Origin of the sequence: Sphingomonas sp. NFR15 (assembly GCF_900103265.1) — a bacterium.
Lineage (GTDB): Bacteria > Pseudomonadota > Alphaproteobacteria > Sphingomonadales > Sphingomonadaceae > Sphingomonas > Sphingomonas pollutisoli.
In genome coordinates this window covers 687,753-707,745 of the sequence record NZ_FMWX01000001.1, presented here as the reverse complement: position 1 = coordinate 707,745, position 19,993 = coordinate 687,753, and the positions used below count along the sequence as shown (strand labels likewise).

19 protein-coding genes and 1 tRNA gene are annotated in these 19,993 nt (G+C 68.3%); 9 read left to right on the top strand and 11 right to left on the bottom strand.

Annotated elements, in window-relative coordinates; genetic code table 11:
• Positions 1 to 7 precede the first annotated feature (7 nt).
• Together BLS81_RS03365 and BLS81_RS03360 are read right to left on the bottom strand one after the other, a co-directional pair.
• Positions 8 to 1,057 carry an MlaA family lipoprotein gene (locus BLS81_RS03365; protein ID WP_093220691.1) on the bottom strand — a complete coding sequence of 350 codons (1,050 nt, stop codon included), beginning with the start codon at positions 1,055 to 1,057 and terminating at the stop codon, positions 8 to 10.
• Positions 1,058 to 1,062: 5 nt separating this feature from the next.
• Positions 1,063 to 1,662, bottom strand: a complete 600-nt coding sequence (locus tag BLS81_RS03360; protein WP_256326044.1) for an ABC transporter substrate-binding protein — start codon at positions 1,660 to 1,662, stop codon at positions 1,063 to 1,065.
• Positions 1,663 to 1,881: 219 nt separating this feature from the next.
• Between BLS81_RS03360 and ispH the strand changes: the two genes are divergently transcribed.
• Positions 1,882 to 2,874, top strand: a complete 993-nt coding sequence (gene ispH / locus BLS81_RS03355) for a 4-hydroxy-3-methylbut-2-enyl diphosphate reductase (protein WP_176787006.1) — start codon at positions 1,882 to 1,884, stop codon at positions 2,872 to 2,874.
• Between the two features lie 12 nt (positions 2,875 to 2,886).
• Positions 2,887 to 4,032 carry an adenosyl-hopene transferase HpnH gene (gene hpnH, locus BLS81_RS03350; RefSeq protein WP_093220686.1) on the top strand — a complete coding sequence of 382 codons (1,146 nt, stop codon included), beginning with the start codon at positions 2,887 to 2,889 and terminating at the stop codon, positions 4,030 to 4,032.
• A 12-nt stretch (positions 4,033 to 4,044) separates the two neighbouring features.
• On the opposite strand, the gene BLS81_RS03345 is transcribed toward hpnH, so the two are convergent.
• The 7 genes from BLS81_RS03345 to hpnA are packed head-to-tail and all read right to left on the bottom strand — an operon-like array spanning position 4,045 to position 11,820.
• Positions 4,045 to 4,716 (bottom strand): phosphorylase family protein, encoded by a 672-nt coding sequence (locus BLS81_RS03345; RefSeq protein WP_093220683.1) that lies wholly within the window; start codon positions 4,714 to 4,716, stop codon positions 4,045 to 4,047.
• Positions 4,713 to 6,659, bottom strand: a complete 1,947-nt coding sequence (gene shc / locus BLS81_RS03340; protein WP_093220681.1) for a squalene--hopene cyclase — start codon at positions 6,657 to 6,659, stop codon at positions 4,713 to 4,715. Before shc ends, BLS81_RS03345 begins: the two co-directional genes overlap by 4 nt.
• 8 nt (positions 6,660 to 6,667) lie before the next feature.
• Positions 6,668 to 7,921 carry a hydroxysqualene dehydroxylase HpnE gene (hpnE, locus tag BLS81_RS03335; protein ID WP_256326043.1) on the bottom strand — a complete coding sequence of 418 codons (1,254 nt, stop codon included), beginning with the start codon at positions 7,919 to 7,921 and terminating at the stop codon, positions 6,668 to 6,670.
• Positions 7,918 to 8,757 (bottom strand): presqualene diphosphate synthase HpnD, encoded by an 840-nt coding sequence (gene hpnD, locus BLS81_RS03330; RefSeq protein ID WP_093220678.1) that lies wholly within the window; start codon positions 8,755 to 8,757, stop codon positions 7,918 to 7,920. The genes hpnE and hpnD overlap by 4 nt, the downstream gene beginning before the upstream one ends.
• Complete coding sequence (gene hpnC / locus BLS81_RS03325; protein ID WP_093220674.1) at positions 8,754 to 9,590, bottom strand: squalene synthase HpnC; 837 nt, start codon at positions 9,588 to 9,590, stop codon at positions 8,754 to 8,756. Before hpnC ends, hpnD begins: the two co-directional genes overlap by 4 nt.
• Positions 9,587 to 10,855, bottom strand: a complete 1,269-nt coding sequence (locus BLS81_RS03320) for a glycosyltransferase (protein WP_371128238.1) — start codon at positions 10,853 to 10,855, stop codon at positions 9,587 to 9,589. Before BLS81_RS03320 ends, hpnC begins: the two co-directional genes overlap by 4 nt.
• A complete protein-coding gene (hpnA, locus tag BLS81_RS03315; protein ID WP_093220671.1) occupies positions 10,825 to 11,820 on the bottom strand; it encodes a hopanoid-associated sugar epimerase in 996 nt (331 codons plus the stop codon). Before hpnA ends, BLS81_RS03320 begins: the two co-directional genes overlap by 31 nt.
• 129 nt (positions 11,821 to 11,949) lie before the next feature.
• Here hpnA and hpnI point away from each other — a divergent pair, with 129 nt between their 5' ends.
• The 7 genes from hpnI to BLS81_RS03280 are packed head-to-tail and all read left to right on the top strand — an operon-like array spanning position 11,950 to position 18,921.
• Positions 11,950 to 13,182 carry a bacteriohopanetetrol glucosamine biosynthesis glycosyltransferase HpnI gene (gene hpnI, locus BLS81_RS03310; RefSeq protein WP_093220669.1) on the top strand — a complete coding sequence of 411 codons (1,233 nt, stop codon included), beginning with the start codon at positions 11,950 to 11,952 and terminating at the stop codon, positions 13,180 to 13,182.
• Positions 13,179 to 14,624 (top strand): hopanoid biosynthesis associated radical SAM protein HpnJ, encoded by a 1,446-nt coding sequence (gene hpnJ, locus BLS81_RS03305; RefSeq protein WP_093220666.1) that lies wholly within the window; start codon positions 13,179 to 13,181, stop codon positions 14,622 to 14,624. The genes hpnI and hpnJ overlap by 4 nt, the downstream gene beginning before the upstream one ends.
• A 23-nt stretch (positions 14,625 to 14,647) precedes the next feature.
• A complete protein-coding gene (locus tag BLS81_RS03300; protein ID WP_093220664.1) occupies positions 14,648 to 14,845 on the top strand; it encodes a hypothetical protein in 198 nt (65 codons plus the stop codon).
• Between the two features lie 9 nt (positions 14,846 to 14,854).
• Entirely contained in the window at positions 14,855 to 15,679 is an 825-nt protein-coding gene (hpnK, locus tag BLS81_RS03295; protein WP_093220661.1) for a hopanoid biosynthesis-associated protein HpnK, read from the top strand.
• A gap of 13 nt (positions 15,680 to 15,692) precedes the next feature.
• Positions 15,693 to 16,589 carry an aminomethyltransferase gene (locus tag BLS81_RS03290; RefSeq protein ID WP_093220659.1) on the top strand — a complete coding sequence of 299 codons (897 nt, stop codon included), beginning with the start codon at positions 15,693 to 15,695 and terminating at the stop codon, positions 16,587 to 16,589.
• Entirely contained in the window at positions 16,586 to 17,578 is a 993-nt protein-coding gene (locus tag BLS81_RS03285; protein WP_093220656.1) for a lysylphosphatidylglycerol synthase domain-containing protein, read from the top strand. Before BLS81_RS03290 ends, BLS81_RS03285 begins: the two co-directional genes overlap by 4 nt.
• Before the next feature lie 35 nt (positions 17,579 to 17,613).
• A complete protein-coding gene (locus tag BLS81_RS03280) occupies positions 17,614 to 18,921 on the top strand; it encodes a hypothetical protein (protein ID WP_256326040.1) in 1,308 nt (435 codons plus the stop codon).
• 7 nt (positions 18,922 to 18,928) lie between these two features.
• On the opposite strand, the gene BLS81_RS03275 is transcribed toward BLS81_RS03280, so the two are convergent.
• Together BLS81_RS03275 and BLS81_RS03270 are read right to left on the bottom strand one after the other, a co-directional pair.
• On the bottom strand, positions 18,929 to 19,759 hold the full coding sequence (locus BLS81_RS03275; RefSeq protein WP_093220654.1) for an MOSC domain-containing protein: 831 nt from the start codon (positions 19,757 to 19,759) through the stop codon (positions 18,929 to 18,931).
• 102 nt (positions 19,760 to 19,861) lie between these two features.
• Positions 19,862 to 19,935: transfer RNA gene (locus tag BLS81_RS03270), tRNA-Cys, on the bottom strand.
• Positions 19,936 to 19,993 lie beyond the last annotated feature (58 nt).

Sequence of the window (19,993 nt, the reverse complement as noted above, 5' to 3'; positions counted from 1 at the left end):
GGTCTGCTCAGGGTTTGGCCGCTGGGTCCGCCAGCGGATCGCCGAGTTCCGGGGAGGTCGGCTTGGTGTCCGGAGCGGTCGGTGGCGCGGCGGGATCGATCAAGGGATCGCTCAACGCCGGCGAGGGTGGGGCGGTCTGCTCGCTCGGCGCGGGCTGCCCGGCGGGTGCCGCCGGATCGATGAGGGGATCGCGCAACTCCGACGACGTCACCCCGCCGCCGGCCGGATCGTTCAGCGGCTCATCGAGCGGATTGGCGTTCGTGTCACGGCCGTGGCGCAAGGCATATACCTCTGCCGCGCGCGTCTGTAAAAAGGCCGACCGCAGCGTCGCGTAGGGATCAACCGCGCCGCCGAGCAGCGCCTTGAGGTCCGCGTCCGACTCGGCGCGCAGATCGAGTCCGACCAGCGCCCCCTGCGGGGCCTGATATTCGATCCGATCGAACGGTGCGCCGATCACGAGCGGCAACATCGCGCCATCGACCGGCGCGCCGCCGAGATCGCGGAAATCGGTCGGCCCGATGAACGGCAGGAACAGATACGGCCCCGGCCCGACGCCGTAGCGCCCGAGCGTATTGCCGAAGCCGTTCCAATGGTGCGGCAGCTTGAACTTCTTGGTCTTGGCGACGTCGATCAGCCCGCCGATGCCGATCGTCGAATTGATCGCGAAGCGCGCCGCCGTTCGCACCGCGCGCTTGGGCTTCAACTGGAGCATGTCGTTCACGAACACCACCGGCTCGCCGATGTTCGAGAAGACATGGCGTATGCCGCCGCGGATCACCTTGGGAACCACCGCCTTGTACGCCATCGCGACCGGGCGGAAGAGAAGGCGGTCGAAAAACGTGTGGATCGAGAACAGCCCGCGGTTGAGGCCCTCGAGCGGATCGCCCTTGTAATGCGGCGACCGCACCGCCTTCGCCGCCGGCGACACGGCGGACGGCGAGAGCGGCTTGGGCGCCATCACCCCGGCCGGCGCGGACTGTTGCCTGGCGCTCGCCGCGAGCGGCGTCATGATCGTTACCGCGAGCGCCAGTCCGCTCGCCCCCCCGAAAAACCCCATGCGGATCAGTTCGCCGCCTTGGCGGAAAGCTGGTCGAGGTGCGTCACCAGCGCCTTCGCGCCGCCCTTGGCGAGCACGCCCGCGAAATCCGACCGGCGCGTCGCGAGCTGGCTGACCGAATTCTGGTAGAAGACGTCGATGATCTTCCACTGTCCGCCGCTCTGGCGCAGGCGATAGGCGATCGCGGTCGAATCGCCCTTCGGCGCGACCAGGGTGGTGCGGACCAGCTTGTCGGTTCCGCGCGTTTCCACCTGCGGGGCGATCTTGAAGCTCTCGCCCGACCAGCCATCGAAATTGCTGGCATATTGCGCGATCGTCAGCTTGCGGATCGCGGCGACCAGGGCGGACTGGTCGCCCGGCGCGGTCGTCGTCCACGCGGGGCCGACCGATAGCCGCGTCATCAGCGGGATGTCGAACGCGCGATCGACCACCGGCGCGATCTTCGCCGAACGGCCCGATACGCCGGCGGCCTTGCCGCCCTTCATAATCGCGAGCAGTCCGTCATTGAGCGCCTGGACCGGGGCGCCGGCGGGATCGGCGGTTTGCGCTGCGGCGGCGACCGGCGCCACGAGTAGCAGGGCGGCCAGGCCGGAAAGGCGGATCATGTAACACTCCATCACGTTGAGCCATCAGGTAGGGACGCAACGGCCCGATACCAACCGGATTCGATTAGCACAAAGCCCTGACGCGCGGCTGAACAGGACCGGCTTTCAGTACCGACCGGTATAGCTTGCCCTTTTTCCGCTTCATTTTTCGGCCAAGCCTTCGCATATGCAGCGGGACAGGGGCAGCGATGCGGGGTTTGGAACCGCCCGTCTCGCGGTATGAGAGTGGTTGAATTCGGAAAGGACGGCGCCTTGCGCGTGATCTTGGCGAACCCGCGCGGATTTTGTGCGGGTGTGGTGCGGGCGATCGAGATCGTCGAGCGGGCGATCGAGCGTTATGGCGCGCCTGTCTACGTGCGGCATGAGATCGTCCACAACAAACATGTCGTCGATACGTTGCGCCGCAAGGGCGCGGTGTTCGTGGAGGAATTGTCGGAAGTGCCCGCTGGTGCGATGACGGTGTTCAGCGCGCACGGCGTCGCGCGCACCGTGGAGGAGGAAGCGGCGGCGCGCGGCCTGCCCGTGCTCGACGCGACGTGCCCGCTCGTCACCAAGGTGCATCTGCAAGGGCGCCGCTATGCCAGCGCCGGCCGTACCCTGGTGCTGATCGGGCATGAGGGACATGCCGAGGTGGTCGGCACCGTTGGCCAGGTCGATGCGCCGGTGCATCTCGTATCCTCGGCGGCAGCGGTGGCCGATCTCGATCTGCCCGACGATGGCGAGATCGCGTACATCACCCAGACCACGCTCAGCGTCGACGATACGCGCTCGATCATCGCGGCCTTGAAGGCGCGCTTCCGCAATCTGATCGGCCCCGACGTCTCGGAAATCTGCTATGCCACGCAAAACCGCCAGACCGCGGTGCGCGATCTGTGCCGCGTCGCCGATCTGCTGCTCGTGGTCGGGGCCGCCAACAGCTCCAATTCGAGCCGGCTTCGCGATCTCGGCGCCGACGAAGGGTTGCCGAGCTATCTCGTCGCCGATGGCAGCGAGATCGATCCCGCCTGGTTCGACGGGGTCGAGACGGTCGGCCTCACCGCCGGCGCTTCCGCACCCGACGCGCTGGTCGATGACGTCATCGCCGCGCTGCGCCGGATCGGTCCGGTCGAGGTCAGCCAGCTCGACGGGATTGAAGAGACACTGGAATTCGCCCTCCCGCGTGAGCTAAGAGGACCGATGACCGCCGCCAGCCACGCTGCAATGGCGAACTAGGACGAACAGACCATGAGCCTTCCGCTTCCCGCGCTCGCCCGCATCGGCAGCTATACGCTGCGCAAGCATATCGGCGGGGGCAAATATCCGCTCGTGCTGATGCTCGAACCGCTGCTGCGCTGCAATCTCGCCTGCCCCGGTTGCGGCAAGATCGACTATCCCGATCCGATCCTCAACCAGCGCCTGTCGTATGAACAATGCATGGAGGCGATCGACGAATGCGGCGCGCCCGCCGTGTCGATCGCCGGCGGCGAGCCGCTCCTCCACCGCGACATGCCCAGGATCGTCGAGGGCTATATCGCGAAGAAGAAGTTCGTGATCCTCTGCACCAACGCTTTGCTGCTCAAGAAGAAGATCGACCAGTACAAGCCGTCGAACTTCTTCACCTGGTCGATCCATCTCGATGGCGACAAGGGCATGCACGATCACGCGGTCGATCAGGACGGCACCTATGAGGTTGCGGTCGAGGCGATCGAACTGGCCAAGTCGCGCGGCTTCCGCGTGCAGGTCAATTGCACCGTGTTCGACGGCGCCGATCCGGCACGCCTCGCATCGTTCTTCGACGAAATGGAGAAGCGCGGCGTCGAGATCACGCTGTCGCCCGGCTATTCATACGAGCGCGCCGCCGATCAGGAGCATTTCCTAACGCGCGAGCGCACCAAGACGTTCTTCCGCGACGTGTTCCGCCGCGGCAACGGCGGCAAGGCGTGGACCTTTACCAACTCGCCGCTGTTCCTCGATTTCCTGGCCGGCAATCGTTCTTATGAATGCACGCCGTGGTCGATGCCGCTGCGCACCGTCTTCGGCTGGCAGAAGCCCTGCTACCTCATCGGCGAAGGCTATGTGCAGACCTTCGCCGAGCTGATGGAAGGCACCGACTGGGACCAGTACGGCGTCGGCAAGTACGAGAAATGCTCGAACTGCATGGTCCATTGCGGTTTCGAAGGGACGGCGGCGAGCGAATCGATCCGCAATCCGCTCGCGATGTTCAACGTCGGTCGCAAGGGCATCCGCACCGAAGGCCCGATGGCGCCCGATATCGACCTCTCGCGCGCCCGCCCGGCCGAGGATGTCCACTCGACTCACGTCGAGCGCGAGCTGGCGAAGATCAAGGCGGCGGACCCGGAAGGGTTCCGGCGGACACAGCGGGCGGCGTAACGAACGGGCGGGTCAGATCTCGAAGGAGGTCCAGGCCCGCTCCAGCGCCCTGAACGCGCGCGCCGCGTCGCGGCCGGTGCGAATAAGCGCGGGTAACTGCGACGGCTGCCGCGCGAGCGAGGCGAGGACCGCGCCGAGCGCCATGCCGCCATCGGGTTTCATACCGACCAGCGCAGCGGGCGGCAGGACGTGGTTCGCCGCGTCGGAGATCGTGCGCAGGGTTGCGAAGGGCAGGGCGTGGCGCGCGGCGACGCGCGCGGCGATGTGCGATTCCATGTCCACCGCGAGCGCGCCGGTCGCTTCGTAGAGCGCGCGCTTGCTGGCGAGCGTCGCGACGATCGTGTCGCTGCCGACGATGTGGCCGAACCGCGCCTTCGGGAACATCTCCGCCGTTCTCCCGCGAAAGCGGGAGTCCAGCGCCGCAAACGCTTCGTTCGGTTGCTCTGGACTCCCGCTTTCGCGGGAGAACAGGATGCCGATCACCACGTCGCCGGGCTTGAGCGAAGGATCGAGCGCGCCGGCGATGCCGCCCGACAGGATCGCACGCACGCCGCCCCTGGCAACCGCGGCCTCCAGCCCGCCCTCGAGCCGCGCCGCGTCACCGCCGCCGGCGACCGCCACCACATCATCCCGCGCGAAGATCCGCGCTTCGCGCGTCAGCCCGCAGGCGACGAGCAAGGTCACATCCCGACCGCCACCCGCCGGTCATTCGAGCGCTTGAGATTGCGGTAGCGCGCCAGCGCCCACAGCGGGAAATATTTGGGATAGCCGTGGTAGCGTAGGTAGAACACGCGCGGGAAACCGCCGCCGGTGTACATCTCCTGCCCCCACAACCCGTCCTCGGCTTGCGTTTCGGCGAGATGGCGCACGCCGCGTTCCACCGCCGGATGATCGACCTCGCCAGCCGCCATCAGCGCGAGCAGCGCCCAGCCGGTCTGCGAGGCGGTCGACGGGGCAGGGGTGTGGCCGGTGTAGGCGAGATCATAGCTGTCGCAATCCTCGCCCCAGCCGCCATCGGCGTTCTGGATCGCGACCAGCCACGCGACCGCCTTGCGCACCATCGGCGACTGTGGATCGACCCCGGCCGCGTTGAGCGCGCACAGCACCGACCATGTGCCGTAGATGTAATTCACTCCCCAGCGCCCGAACCAGCTTCCATCCGCCATCTGCTCGCGTTCGAGGAAGCCGAGCGCCTCGCGCATCCGGGGGCTGTCGAGCGGCTCGCCCAACTGGCCGAGCATCGACACCGCCCGCGCCGACACGTCGCTGGTCGGCGGGTCGAGCAGCGCGCCGTGATCGGCGAAGGGGATGTTGTTGAGGTAATGATGGTGGTTGTCGGCGTCGAACGCGCCCCAGCCGCCGCCCTTGCTTTGCAAGCCCACCGTCCACTCGACCGCGCGATCGATCGCCATGCGGTAATCCGCGCCCGATCGCGGCGCGGCGCGGTCCATCGCCATCACCACCACGGCGGTGTCGTCGAGATCGGGATAATGCGCGTTGTTGTACTGGAACGCCCAGCCGCCCGGTCGCACGTCCGGCCGCTGATCGGCCCAGTCGCCCTTGACGTCGAGCACCTGCAACGGGCGTAGCCATTCGAGCGCGGCATCGGCGCGCGCCTCGTTCTCCGCGCCGCCCGCCTCGAGCATCGCGTGCGCGGCGAGCGCGGTGTCCCACACCGGCGAGACGCAGGGCTGGCAGTACGCCTCGTCGTCCTTGACGACCAACAGCTTCTCGACCGACTGGCGGGCGATCGCGCGGTGCGGATGATCCTCGGCATAGCCGAGGCAATCGAACATCATCACGCTGTTCGCCATCGCCGGATAAATCGCGCCAAGGCCATCCTCACCGTTCAGCCGCTCGACGGTGAAATCGACGCACGCCTGGATCGCGCGTTCGCGGGTGCGCTTGGGCCACAGCCCCTCAACGCCTTTCAGCACCACGTCGAGCCCGTTGAAGAACAACGTCCAGCCGCGCTTGGTATCGGCGGCCTTGCTCTCGGGCGGCTTGGCCTTGCCGGTGTACAGTTCGTCGACCTTGATCCCGAGCGGGTTGCGCGCGACCGGTCGCTTCACCGCGAGCACCAGCAGCGGCACGATGACGGTGCGCGCCCAATAGGACATTTTCGACAGATGCACCGGGAACCAGCGCGGCAGCAGGATCAGTTCGACCGGCAGCGTCGGCACTGCTTTCCACGGCCCGGCGCCGAACAGCGCGAGCTGGATCCGCGTAAAGACGTTCGCCGCCTCGGCACCACCCGCCGCTAGGATGGCGCGCCGCGCCGCTGCCATGTGCGGCGCATCGACATCGTCGCCGATCATCTTGAGCGCATAATAGGCCTTCACGCTCGCGCTGACGTCGAACGCGCCGCCGTGGAACAGCGGCCAGCCGTGGTGCGCGCCCTGGATGCGGCGCAGATAGCGGCCGATCTTCGCCTCCAGTTCAACCGCACGCGGCTCGCCGAGGTAATGGCGCAGCAGCACATATTCGGCCGGGATGGTGGCGTCGGCCTCAAGCTCGAAAACCCAATGTCCATCGGGCTTCTGCGCGGCGGCGAGTGCGGCGGCGGCGCGGGTGGTGGCGGCATCGGCGATCGCGACGAGATCGGGGGTTTCCAGCAGAGTGGCCATCGCAGCGCCTATAGCAGCCGGGCGTCGCGCGCCAAGCGCGCGGCGGTCGCGCCCGAGCGGAGCGCACCCTCGATCGTGGCGGGCAGCCCGGTTTGCGTCCAGTCGCCGGCGAGGAACAGGTTGCGCCAGCGCGTGGCGGCAGGTGGGCGGCGGCGTTCCTGCGCGGGCGTGGCGGCGAAGGTCGCGCGCTTCTCCTTGACGATCTGCCAGCGCGGCAGCTCGGGCGGCAGTTGGTGGATCGCGGCGATATCGGCCCAGAAGGCGGCGGCGAGCTCGGAGCGATCGGTGTCGATCAGCCGGTCGGCGCCGCTGACCGTCACGGACAAGCGATCCGGAAAGGCGAAAATCCACTCGGCGGTGCCGCCGATCACGCCCACCATCGGCGGCGTGCCGGGCGGCGGCGTGAAGGCGAAATGCGCGTTGATGATCGCGCGGTGATCGTCGGGCACGGTCAGATCGGGGACGAGGCTCTCGGCGATCCACGCCGGCACCGCCAGGATGATCGCTTCGTCGGGCGCGACCGGCTCGGCGCCGTTGCCGAAGTCCAGCGTGATCACGCGGTCGCCATCGAAGCCGATCGCGCGCAATCGCTCGCCGAGCGCAAGGCTGGCGCCGCGCGCCGCGAGCCACTCGGTCGCCGGATCGACGAACGCGGCGGCGAGCGTCGGCTCTGCGATCCGCGGCTTCATCGCCTTGCCGCCGCGCCCGAGCGTCTGATTGACGATCGCGGCGGTCAGCGTGACGTCGCCATCCGCAGGCGCGGTGTTGAGCGCGGCGAGCAGCACCGGCTCGAGCAGACGCTCCCACAGCACGCCGCGCGTTTCGATTCGGTCGGCGACGGTCTGGCCGCGCTTGCCCGAAGTCAGCGCGGCGAGCCGCAGATAGTCGCGCGCGGTGGTCCCGGGGACACGCCGCGTTTTGGAGAAGATCCACCACGGGAGCCGGCCGTCATTGGGTCGGAAGCTCCAGCGTTCGCCGGTGCGGCGATCGGCGAAGTCGAACTCCGCGCTGTCCGGACCAGCGAGCCGATCGGACGCGCCGATCGTGGCGAGGAACTGCGCCACACCGTCATTGCCCGAGAGGACGAGATGGTTGCCATTGTCGATCACGCGGCCGAGTTGCGGATCGTGGTAGCTGCGGCAGCGACCGCCCGCTTGCGCCGCGCCTTCCGAGATCGACACCGCGAACCCGCCGCGCGCGAGTTCCACCGCCGCAGACAGTCCCGCCATACCGGCGCCGATCACGCGCGCGCGCCGGCTCACCGGAACAGCCAGAGCCGCAGGGCGGTGAGGATCAGCGCGGGCTTGTTGGTGCGGATGCGGGTGCGGGGCGGCGCCCACCCGGCTTTTTCCATTCGCGACAGGATCGGCGCATAGACCGCCGCCATCAGCCGCGGCGCGATCAGATGGCCGTGCGGGCGTCTGGCGAGGATCGCGTTCGCTTCGGCATAGTGGCGGTGCGCGATCGCGGCGAGCGGGCGGCAGGCGGCGTCGATGCGCGGATCGTTCACCACCTCGATCGGCGTGGTGAAGGGAATGCCGGCGGCGGTGAGATGCTCGCCCGCCAGATAGACCCGGCCGATCGCGGCATCCTCGTCGATATCGCGCAGGATGTTGGTGAATTGCAGCGCGCGGCCGAGGTGGTGCGACAGCGTCACGCCGGTCGCGCGGTCCATCCCGAAGATGTTGACCGACAGCCGCCCCACCGCCGACGCCACCCGATCGCAATAGAGATCGAGCGTTTCGAACGGCACCCAGCGCACTTCGCCGGCCACATCCGTCGCCATGCCGTCGATGACGGCGAGGAAATCATCCTTCTGCAGATCGAACCGCCGCACCGCGTCCGCCACCAGCGCGGCCTGGCCGGGATCGCCGCCCGCATACAGCGCCTCGATATCGTTGCGCCACGCATCGAGCGCCACCGCGCGGCTGGCGCGGTCGCCCTGCTGGTCGTCGGCGATGTCGTCGACCGCGCGGCAGAACGCATAGACCGCGTACATCGCCTCGCGCTCGGCCTTGGGCAGCACGCGCATGCCGGCGTAGAAGCTGCTGCCGGAGACCTGCGCCTGGAGCGAAGCGGGAGTCGCCTTGGGGTTCATGCCTGGCCCACCAAATAGGCCAGCACCGCGCCGCCGGCGATGCGTGCCATTTCGAGCTTGGTGTGGTGGACGCGTTCGGACAGGGGATCGCGCGTCTTGACGCGGCGGGTGAGATCCTCGGCGAGCCGCTGGATGATCGCCACCTCCATACCGAGCCGCCGATCGCGGATGCCGCGCGCGAACCGCTTCGAGTCGGCGAGCAGGGCGAGGGTCTGGTTGCCGAGGTCGATGATCGTGCCGTGCAAGGCCGGCGTCGCGGCGTCCAGCCCCAGGTCGCTGACCTGCGCGCCACGCCGCGCCAGCGCCGCGAGCGGAATGTAGACCCGGTCGATCGCGCGATAGTCCTTTCCGCAATCCTGCAGATGGTTGATGACCTGCAACGCCGCGCACAAGGCGTCATTGGCCGGCCACAGCGCGCGATCCTCACCGTGAACGTCGAGGACGTAGCGCCCGACTGGCATAGCCGAATAGCGGCAATAGTCGATCAGATCGTCCCAGGTCTGATAACGGTTGATCGTGCAATCGCGCTCGAACGCGGTGAGCAGGTCGAGCGCGTGGACGGGATCGAGCCGATGTGCGGCCATCACGCCGCGCAGCGCGACCGATACGGGGTCGGCGTCACGGGTGCCGGCGATGCTCGCGCGCATCGCGCGGAGCAGCGCGAGCTTCTCGTCCGCGCTGGCCCCGGCATTGTCGGCGACGTCGTCGGCGGCGCGCGCGAAGCGGTAGAAAGCGAGGATCGGCGCACGGTGTTGCGGCTTGAGCAGCGACGCGACCGGGAAGTTCTCGTCCTTATGCCCCTTGCCGGAGGCGAGATCGTCGGCTGTGCTCATGCTTGGAGATCCGCTTGCGCGCGGCCCTTCCACATGCCGCCGCGTCCGCGCGCATGTTGCCATGCCGACAGCAAGGTGCAGCCGGCGTAGAAGCTCGCGATGGCGGGCAGGGCGGCGCCCCACAGCGGCGAGCGGTGGTAGAATCGCAACATCGGCTGAAACAAAAGCCCCATCAAAACCCAAGCCATGATCCCGAGCGCCTGCGCATAGCCCCGTGCGAACAGCGCAAGCAATGGCGGCGCGAGATAGGTGAGCGCGAGCCCGATCGTGGTGCCGGCGAGCAACCACGGCGAATAGCGCAGTTGCGCATAAGCCGAGCGCGAGATCATCGCCGCGACCGACTCGGCGGTGTCGTATATGCGGATGCTGCGCGCGCGGTCGGTCAGCCCGAGCCAGATCGCGCCGTGGCGCTTCATCAGCGCGCCGAACGTGCAATCGTCGATCAGCGCGCCGCGCACCGCGCCGATCCCGCCCGCCGCCTCGAGCGCGGTGCGCCGCACCAGCATCACGCCGCCGGCCGCGCCGCCGAGGCCGCGCCGGCGCGCATTCACGGTGCGGAACGGGTAGAGCATCTGGAAGAACCACACGAACGCCGGGATCAGCGCGCGTTCGGCGAGACTCTCGCAGCGCAGCCGCGCCATCAGCGATACCAGCACGCGGTCATCGCCCTCGGCGCGCGCGACGAGGCTGGCAAGCGTATCGGGCGCATGCGCGATATCGGCGTCGGTGAGCAGCAGATAGTCCACGTCGCCCGCCGCCGCGATCCCCTGCGAAACCGCCCAGAGCTTGCCGGTCCACCCGCGCGCGAGCGGCGCGCCGGGGAGGATCGTCAGTCGCTCCGATCCGCGCGCGGCGGCGCGGGCGATCTCGGCGGTGCCGTCAGTGCTGCCGTCATCGACGAGGAGGATGCGGAACGCGCCCGGATACGCCTGCGCGACGAGGCTGCCGATCGACTCGGCGATCACCTCGGCCTCGTCGCGCGCGGGCACGACCGCGACGACGGAGGGCCAGCCTTCTTCTCCCCTCCCTGGAAGGGAGGGGACGGGGGTGGGTGGGTGCGGGGCGAGCGCGGCATTCCCACGAGAGGAACCCACCCCCAGCCCCTCCCTTTCAGGGAGGGGAGTCATGTCGCGGGCCGGGGTAGGTTGCGTGTCCCGCTCGCGGGCCAGCCAGAAGCCGTCACGGCCGAGCGCGATGCCAAGCCAGATCGCGACGGTGAGCGCGCCCAGCCAGATCACCGAATCTTCCCTGCGCCGCGGAACCATTCAATCGCATCGCGGAGCGCCTCGACATGCGGGCGCGCGCGATAGCCGAGTTCGGCTTCCGCGCGGGCACTCGAATAATACATCGCGTGTCCCGCCATCTTGAGCGAATCGATCGTCAGGAACGGCTCCTTGCCCGTCACCCGCGCGAGCAGTTCGTTCGCCCATGCCAGCGGATAGAGCGGCCCACGCGGCAGCGCGAGTGTCGGCGGCTTGCGCCCGACCAGCGCGGCGATCTCGCCGAGCATCGTCCCGAGCGACACGTCCTGCCCACCGAGGATGTAGCGCTCGCCGATCCGCCCTTTCGTGAGCGCGAGCAGATGCCCCTCGGCCACGTCATCGACATGGACGAGGTTGAGCCCGCTATCGACGAACGCCGGCATCTTGCCCGACGCGGCCTCGACGATGATCCGTCCGGTCGGGGTCGGGCGCACGTCGCGCGGGCCGATCGGGGTAGAGGGGTTGACGATCACCACCGGCAGCCCCTCCGCCGCCATCGTCTCGACCAGCCGTTCGGCCACGACCTTGCTGCGTTTGTACGCGCCGACCGCCTGTTCGGGCGTGGCGGGGCGGGTCTCGTCGGCGGGGCCGGCGGGGTCTGGGAGCAGCGTGGCGACGCTGCTGGTATAGACGATGCGCTCGACTCGCGCCTCGCGCGCCGCTTCCATCGCCGCGCGCGTGCTGGCGAGATTGTTGCGGACGATCTCCTCGGGGTCCGGCGCCCAGATCCGATAGTCGGCGGCGACGTGGAAAAGGTGCCGCACCCCCGCCATCGCACGTGCCATCGCCGCCGGATCGCGCGCGTCACCCTCGACCAGGTCTCCCGGAAAATCGACGAGATTGGCGCGCGCGCTGCTCGCGCGGGCGAGACCGCGCACGCTTCGCCCCTCCGCCGCCAGCCGCCGCGCCACGGCGGAGCCGACGAACCCGGAGACGCCGGTGACGAGAACCAGATCGCTGCTGTCCATCCGCGCCCCTTTACCCAAAGTCATGGCGGAAGGAAGGCGCTGACATTCGGGCGCGAGGCGGGTAGGGGCGCGGCAGGAATCGAACGCTCCCCAGCCGTTCGTGCCGAGCGAAGTCGAGGCACATGATGAATGGTAGCCGCGTGTCCCTCGACGTCGCTCGGGACGAACGGTGAGGGCGTTTGCGGCGCGGGGCGAGTGGGACGTTCGGACGTGGGTTACATCACCGCCATCTTCGGCGCGCTGGCGCTGGCGCTCGCCGCGATCGGCATCGGCTGGATGCTCGCGGCGACGATCGTGCTGCGTCGCTTCTTCGCGCGACCCGCGCCGACGATCGACACAGCCACTGGCGTCACCATCCTCAAGCCGCTCCACGGCGCCGAGCCGCGCATCCTCGACAATCTCGCGAGCTTCCTTGCCCAATCGCACGCCGGCCCGGTGCAACTGCTGTGCGGCGTGCAGCGCGCCGACGACCCCGCGATTCGCGCGATCGACGCGCTGCGGCGCCGCCACCCCAATGCGACGATCGACCTCGTCATCAATTCGACGCGCCACGGATCGAGCGGGAAGATCTCCAACCTCGCCAATATGGAAGGCGCGATCTCGCATCCGGTGGTGATGCTCAGCGACAGCGACATCGCGGTCGGCCGCGACTATGTTCGCCAGGTGCTCGCCGCGCTCGATGCGCCGGGCGTCGGCATCGTCACCTGCGCCTATCACGGGCGTGGTGATGCCGGCTTCTGGTCGCGGCTCGGCGCGGGGGGGATCGACTGGCAGTTCCTGTTGGGGCTGATCTTCGGCGTGGCGAATCGGCTCGCGGCACCCTGCATGGGATCGACCATCGCGATGCGCCGCGAGACGCTGACGCGGATCGGTGGCTTCGCGCGTTTCGCCGACGTGCTCGCCGACGATTATGCGATCGGCGCGGCGGTGCGCGGGCTCGGCCTGTCCGTGGTGGTGCCGCCGCTGCTGGTGACGCACGCCTTCGACGAGCGCTCCGCCCGTGCCTTGTGGCGGCACGAACTGCGCTGGGGCGTGACGGTGCGCGATCTCGCTCTCGCGCCATATGCGGGGCTGATCGTGACCTTCCCGCTGCCGATGGCGCTGCTCGCGGCGCTGTGGTGGCCGGTCGCGGGGATGACACTTGCGTCATGCGCGCTCGCCGTCCGTCTTTTCGCCGTATTTTCGGTCAATCGGGTCACGCGCGGGCGCGCCGCCGCGTCCTGGGTGTTGCCGATACGCGACATCTTCGGATTCGCGGTCTATTGCGCCAGCTTCTTCGTCCGCTCGGTTGATTGGCGCGGCGCGACGCTTAGAATAGAACCACACGGCCGCATCGCTGCGGCCCCGGAGACTTTACCATGATGCGTTCGCTTTTCCTGCAAGGCCCCTCGTTCGACGGATATGACGGCGGGGCCGGTGCGCGCTATCAGATGAAGCGCGAGGTCAAGTCGTTCTGGTATCCGACCTGGCTCGCGCAGCCCGCGGCGATGGTGCCCGGCTCCAAACTGATCGACGCGCCGGCGCACGACCAGTCGTGGGACGACATCAAGCACGAGGTCGATGGCATGGAGCTGATCGTGCTCCACACATCGACTCCCAGTTTCGCGCAGGACGTGAAATGCGCCGAGTTGATCCGCGCGCGCAACCCCACCGCGCTGATCGGTTTCGTCGGTGCCAAGGTCGCGGTCGAGCCGGACAAGAGCCTCGCCGCCACCGCCTCGGTCGATTTCGTCGCGCGCGAGGAATATGATTTCACGATCCTCGAAATCGCCGAGGGCAAGCCGCTCGCGGAAGTCGATGGCATCACCTGGCGCGCGCCGGACGGATCGTTCGTCCGCAACAAAGACCGCGCGATGATCGAGAACATGGACGACTTGCCGATGGTCTCGCCGATCTACAAGCGCGACCTCCAGATCGAGAAATATTTCGGCGGCTATCTCAAGCACCCGTATGTCAGCTTCTATACCGGTCGTGGCTGCAAGAGCCGCTGCACCTTCTGCCTGTGGCCGCAGACGATCGGCGGCCACAACTACCGCGGCCGCTCGGTCGCCAAGGTGGTCGAGGAAGTGAAGTACATCATGGAGAACATCCCCGAGACCAAGGAGATCTTCTTCGACGACGATACGCTGACCGACATCCATTCGCGCGTCGAGGAAATCGCCATCGCGCTCGGCGAACTGGGCTTCGGCAAGCCCGGTTTCCCGATGACGTGGAGCTGCAACGCCAAGGCGAATGTGCCGCGTAAGACATTGGAAATCCTCAAGGCGAACGGCCTGCGTCTGTTGCTGGTCGGCTATGAGAGCGGCAACCAGCAGATCCTCCACAACATCAAGAAGGGCCTGCGCGTCGACGTGGCCAAGCAGTTCACCAAGGACTGTCACGAGCTTGGCATCGTGATCCACGGCACCTTCATCCTCGGCCTGCCCGGCGAGACGGAGGAGACGATCGAAGAAACGATCAACTACGCCAAGGAGATCAACCCGCACACGATCCAGGTGTCGCTGGCGGCGCCCTATCCCGGCACCTTCCTCTACAAGCAGGCGACCGAAAACGGCTGGTTCGACAACAGCAACAGCTTGCTCACCGACGACGGCAATCAGATCGCGCAGCTTTCCTACCCGCATCTCAACGCGACGGTGATCTTCGACAAGGTCGAGGAGTTCTACAAGCGCTTCTACTTCCGTCCTTCCAAGATCGGTTCGATCGTGTGGGAGATGCTGCGCGACTGGGACATGATGAAGCGCCGTCTGCGCGAGGGCGTCGAGTTCTTCGACTTCCTGCGCCGCCGCAAAGAGGCCGTGTAATCCCGGACGACGAGGAGTCTATCGTGACGGCGGCGTCGGACATGACGGTGAACGAACGACTCGCCGCGCGCGGGCTGTTCGAGGATTGGGAACTTGCGGTGCGCGGGAGCGACCGCGCGACGATGGTGCTGCTGTTGCGCCGCATCGGCATCCCCAACGCGCCGCGCGTCGCCGATATCGTGCTCGCCGATCCCGCCTTCTACGGCTTCGGCGAGGCGTAAGGCGGGCAGGTGAAGACGGTCATTCTCAACGCCGATGATTTCGGCGTGTCGGTTCCGGTCAACGACGCGATCGAGCAGGCGCACCGCGACGGCATCCTCACCACCACCAGCCTGATGGTGACGGGCGCGGCCTGTGCCGATGCGGTGGCGCGGGCGCGAACGATGCCGCGCCTCGGCGTCGGCCTGCACGTCGCGCTCGCCGAGGTGCCGCCCGCGCTTCCGCCCGAACGGATTCCCGATCTCGTCGATGCGAACGGCATGTTCCGTATCGAGGCGCTTGGCACCAGCCTCGCGATCCTGTTGCGCCCGGCGGTGCGGCGCCAGCTCACCGCCGAGATCGAGGCGCAATTCCGCCTGTTCGTCGCGACCGGGCTGCCGCTCGATCACGTCGATTCGCACAAGCACATGCACATGCATCCGGCGATCGCGTCGGTCGTGATCGCGGTCGGGCAGCGCTTCGGAATGCGCGCCGGGCGCGCGCCGATCGAGCCGCGCGCGGTGATCCGCAAGGTCGAGCCGGTCAAGGGCGTGGACATCGCCGCGCCGTTCGCGCGCCGCGTGCGCACCAAGCTCAGGCGCGCGGGCATGAAAGCGCCCGATCACGTCTTCGGGCTCGCATGGTCGGGCGGGATGACGCCCGATCGGCTGCGCGGCATCCTGCGGCATCTGCCCGAGGGGACCAGCGAAATCTATCTCCACCCCGCCACCGGCGACTATCCGCTCGCCGCACCGGGGTATAAATATCAGGAAGAGCTGGCGGCGCTGCTCGATCCGGCAGCGCGGGAGATCATCGCGCGGGGCGGCATCCGGCTGGCGCGGTTCTCCGATCTGTGAACGGAACACGCATATGAACTATATCCCCGGCAAGATCGAAGCCGACGGCCCCGCGCCGGGCGAGCGCGTCAAACTCGGCAGCCAGGCGCACAAGGTGCTGTTCTGTCGTACGTTGCTCGACACGCATGATCCCTACACGCCCGCGTTGATCGACTGGCCCGTGCTGGAAGACGATGTCCGCGCGAAGATCGTGTCGCTGCCGATCTGGGACATGGCGGTACAGACCGAGGGCCGCACCGGCCTGTTCGTCCAGACCTTCGCGGATTTCGTGCGCGATCCCGAACTCAAGACCGCGCTCGAAATGGACGCGTTCGAGGAGAAGCGCCACAAGATCGTGCTCGCCGACATGGTCCAGCACTATGGCATCGTGCTCGAACCCGAGCCGCCCTACATCAAGCCGAGGGATGCCGAATGGGCGTTCATGCGCTCGGGCTTCTCGGAATGTATCGACAGCTTCTTCGGGTTTGGGCTGTTCAAGATCGCCAAGGACACCGGCTTCTTCCCGCCCGAGCTGATCGACACGTTCGAGCCGGTGATGCGCGAGGAGGGGCGGCACATCCTGTTCTTCGTGAACTGGGTCGCCTGGTGGCGGCGCAACATGCCGTGGTGGCGTCGCCCGTATTTCGAACTCAAGGTGTGGGCCGTGTGGTGCTTCCTGTTCTGGGAGCGGATCGACATGGCGAAGGGCATGGGCAACAACACCAAGGCACAGGAAAACAACTTCACGCTGAACGGATCGAAGGAGTTGGGCGTGGAGATCGAATTTCCCGAACTCGCCGCGATCTGCCTCGCCGAGAACGACCGCCGGCTCGCGCCGTATGACGCGCGGCTTATCCGCCCCAAATTCGTGCCGGGCGCGATCCGGCTCGTGCTGCGGCTGATGCGGAAGAAGATCCCGGCCGCCGCATGAACCGTTTCGCGCGCGCCGGCCTGCTCGTCGCAACTCTCATCGGCATCGCGGTCGCCGGCTGGACGGTCGGGGCGGTCGGCGCCCGGCAGGTGTTCACCGCGATGGCGGCGATCGGCTGGCTTGGCATGGGCGCCTTCCTGCTGTGCTCGGCGGGCGTGCTGCTGCTGCTTGGTGGCGCGTGGCTCGTCACCGCGCCGGGCGAGCCGCTGCGCCGGCTGCCCGTGTTCGTCTGGGCGCGCACCACGCGCGAGGCGGCCACCGACGTGCTGCCCTTCTCGCAACTCGGCGGCTTGGTCGTCGGCGCGCGTACGCTCGCGACGCGCGGCGTTCCCGATTCGTTGATCTACGCGTCGATGGTCGCCGACATGACCACCGAAATGGCGGCGCAACTGCTGTTCACGATCGCCGGGGTCTCGACCCTTCTCTTCGTGCTGACCAGCGGGCCGGTTCACGCCGGGCTGGTACCGCTCGCCGTCGGCGGGCTGGGCGTGATGGCGGTGCTGATGCTCGCGTTCGTCGTTGGACAGCGCCCGGTGCTGAAGCTGGTCGGCGCGGTCGCGGCGCGGATGATCCCCGGCTCGGTCGACGCGGTCGGCGCGGTGCGCGCGCGGCTCGATGCGATCTACCGCGAACCCAAGCGCATCCTCGCCGCCTTCGTGCTCAATCTGCTCGCCTGGATCGGCAGCGCGGCGGGGGCGTGGGTGGCATTGTGGTTCATGGGGTCGCACGTGCCGCTGTGGGCGGCGCTGACGATCGAGGCGCTGATCTTCACGCTGCGCAGCGTCGCCTTCGCGGTGCCCGGCGCGATCGGCATCCAGGAAGCCGCCTATGCGCTGATCGGTCCGGTGTTCGGCTTGCCGCCGACGACCGCGCTCGCGCTCTCGCTGCTCAAGCGCGCGCGCGACCTCCTCATCGGCGTGCCGGCGATCCTCGCGTGGCAGGCGGGCGAGGTCGGCGCGCTCGTCGCCAAGCGGGCCGAACCCGCCTGACGGCCCGCGCGCCCCGCGTCGTCGCGGCGCTGCTGGTGGCCGCGGCGGTGTTGCAACTCGCCGCCTATTGGCCCGGCATCATGTATTGGGACGCGGTGCGCCAATACGGCCAGGCGGTCAGCGGCGCCTTCGACGATTGGCATCCGCCCGCGATGGAATGGGTGTGGCGGCGGCTGATCGCGGTGCAGCCCGGCCCCGCGCCGATGCTGCTGTTGCAAGCCGGGCTGTACTGGTCCGGCGTCGCGCTGCTCGCCGCGCGTGCCCGGCGTGGGTGGCTCATCGTGCTGCCGGCGCTGCTGCCGTTCGCGCTGGCGACGCTCGGCTCGGTGCTCAAGGACAGTCTGATGGCGGGTGCCATGCTCGCGGCGGCGGGGCTGGGGGCGTGGGCGGGCCGCGAGGGCCGCTGGGGTCTGCGAGCGGCCGCGATCGCCCTGCTGGTGTTCGCCGCGACATTGCGCTTCAACGCTTTGCTCGCCGCGCTGCCGCTGCTCGTGGCGGTGTTGCCGGCGAATTGGCGGCGCACCCGCGCGCGGCTGGCCGCCTGCACGCTCGCTGGTGGAGTCGCGCTCGCCGTGGCGATGCCGCTTGCCAACCATGCGACCGGGGCCAAGCGCAGCGGCGTCGCGCTCTCGCTGGTGATCTTCGATCTCGGCGGCGTCACCGAACATAGCGGCGTCGATGTCTTCCCGCCGCTGCCGGTGGCGGAACCAGTCGCCGTCAACCATCGGTGCTACGATCCGGCGCGGTGGGACAGCTACGCGTGGTGGGTCGGGGAGCCGTGCCCGATCGGCTTCGCGCTGATTCGCGACACCTTCGCCGCACGGCATCAGAGTCCCTATGTGTTCTGGCTGCGGGCGATCGCAGCGCATCCGCTCGCCTATGCCGAACACCGGCTACGCCATGCCAATGCGAACATGCGCTTCCTGCTTGGCCATGAGTTCGAGCGGCCGGTGCAGCCGCAATCCGCGCCCAACCCCTGGGGCTATCGGATCGCGCGGAACCCGCTCCAGCGCGCGTTCGACTGGCTGGCGGTGCAGACTTGCCGCACTCCGCTCGGCTGGCCGATCTGCTGGATCGCGCTCGCGCTCGGCATGGTGTACGCGGCGTGGGGCGTGCCGGGGGTGACGATGCCGCTGGCGCTGTCGGCCGCGCTCTACGGCGGCGGGTATCTGGTGCTGAGCGTCGCCTCCGACTTGCGATATCATCTGTGGACGATGCTTGCGGCCGGGCTGGCCTTCGCGTTCGCCGTCGATTCCGGGGTGGCGCGGCATCGGCTGGTAATCGGATCGCTGCCGGCGATCGGCGTCGCGCTGATCGGGATCGCGGCCCGGCTGCTGTGGTGACGCCGCGCTAGGCGAGGATCGACTCGCCCCATTCGAGCACCTCGACCCGGTCGCCCGGCGAGATCACCCCGTCATTTTCGGGAATCGCGTTCTGCCCGAACATCACGCCGCCCTTCGCCATCCGGCCGAGCTTGCGCAGCGTGGCGAGCGGCTCGTTCCCCTCCAGCCGCGCCCCGGTCAGCGGCTGCTGCGTGATGATGACGCAGCGCGAGCACAATTTGGGCGTGCGGAAGGTCACGCCGCCAATGCGGATCCGCCGCCAGCGATCCTCGTCCCACGCCGCGCCGCCATCGACCACGAGGTTGGGGCGGAACCGCTCGACCGGGATCGGCACCATCAGCGCGGCGTTGAGCGCGTCGAGCGAGGCGCGCGCGACGATCAGCAGCGGATAGCCGTCCGACAGGCTGACATGATCGCCGGGCAGGGCGTGGCTGGGGCTGACCGGACGCACCCCTTCGTCGCCCTGGAACACCAGCCGAACCGGCCTGCCCAGTGCGCGTGCGAGATAGTCGTTGGTCGCGGCATCCGCCATCCGCACGCTGACCGTGTCGGCCCAGATTAGCGCATCGATCCGCGCCGCGGTGTCTGACGGGCGGGGCGTCCGGTGAGCGCCGGCCTTGGGATGATCGAACACCAGCGCGTCGCCTTCGGGACGGACGTCGAACAGCGCCATCTCGGGCGCTTCGCGGCGGGTGAGGAAACGGCCATTCGCATCGACGATCATCCATCGCCGGTCCCCTTCGATACCGCGCGCGCCGATCGTCGCCATGCCGAGCGCATGGCCGCGCAGGCTCTTCACGGGGTAGCGGTACAAGGCGGTCGTCGTGAGGGGCGTCATCACCACCACGCCTTAAGGCAGGATTATATGCGAAGCGAGCCGCCGGACGCGCCGCGCGAGCGCCCTTGCATCAGGGACGCGCCAAAGCGCAGCGCATTGAAGTGGAGGCCCGACCGGGAATCGAACCCGGGTGCAAGGATTTGCAGTCCTCTGCGTCACCACTCCGCCATCGGGCCTCGATCGCGTGGAGGGCGCGCAAATGCGTGGGTTTCGCTCCGGCGTCAACCCCGCGAA

Excerpts from the sequence above, each read along its gene's own strand:
- BLS81_RS03365 (WP_093220691.1), bottom strand. The coding sequence starts at position 1,057 with ATGGGGTTTTTCGGGGGGGCGAGCGGACTGGCGCTCGCGGTAACGATC.
- BLS81_RS03360 (WP_256326044.1), bottom strand. The coding sequence starts at position 1,662 with ATGATCCGCCTTTCCGGCCTGGCCGCCCTGCTACTCGTGGCGCCGGTC.
- ispH (WP_176787006.1), top strand. The coding sequence starts at position 1,882 with ATGAGAGTGGTTGAATTCGGAAAGGACGGCGCCTTGCGCGTGATCTTG.
- hpnH (WP_093220686.1), top strand. The coding sequence starts at position 2,887 with ATGAGCCTTCCGCTTCCCGCGCTCGCCCGCATCGGCAGCTATACGCTG.
- shc (WP_093220681.1), bottom strand. The coding sequence starts at position 6,659 with ATGGCCACTCTGCTGGAAACCCCCGATCTCGTCGCGATCGCCGATGCC.
- hpnD (WP_093220678.1), bottom strand. The coding sequence starts at position 8,757 with ATGAACCCCAAGGCGACTCCCGCTTCGCTCCAGGCGCAGGTCTCCGGC.
- hpnC (WP_093220674.1), bottom strand. The coding sequence starts at position 9,590 with ATGAGCACAGCCGACGATCTCGCCTCCGGCAAGGGGCATAAGGACGAG.
- BLS81_RS03320 (WP_371128238.1), bottom strand. The coding sequence starts at position 10,855 with ATGGTTCCGCGGCGCAGGGAAGATTCGGTGATCTGGCTGGGCGCGCTC.
- hpnA (WP_093220671.1), bottom strand. The coding sequence starts at position 11,820 with ATGGACAGCAGCGATCTGGTTCTCGTCACCGGCGTCTCCGGGTTCGTC.
- hpnI (WP_093220669.1), top strand. The coding sequence starts at position 11,950 with ATGGTAGCCGCGTGTCCCTCGACGTCGCTCGGGACGAACGGTGAGGGC.
- hpnJ (WP_093220666.1), top strand. The coding sequence starts at position 13,179 with ATGATGCGTTCGCTTTTCCTGCAAGGCCCCTCGTTCGACGGATATGAC.
- BLS81_RS03290 (WP_093220659.1), top strand. The coding sequence starts at position 15,693 with ATGAACTATATCCCCGGCAAGATCGAAGCCGACGGCCCCGCGCCGGGC.
- BLS81_RS03285 (WP_093220656.1), top strand. The coding sequence starts at position 16,586 with ATGAACCGTTTCGCGCGCGCCGGCCTGCTCGTCGCAACTCTCATCGGC.
- BLS81_RS03275 (WP_093220654.1), bottom strand. The coding sequence starts at position 19,759 with ATGACGCCCCTCACGACGACCGCCTTGTACCGCTACCCCGTGAAGAGC.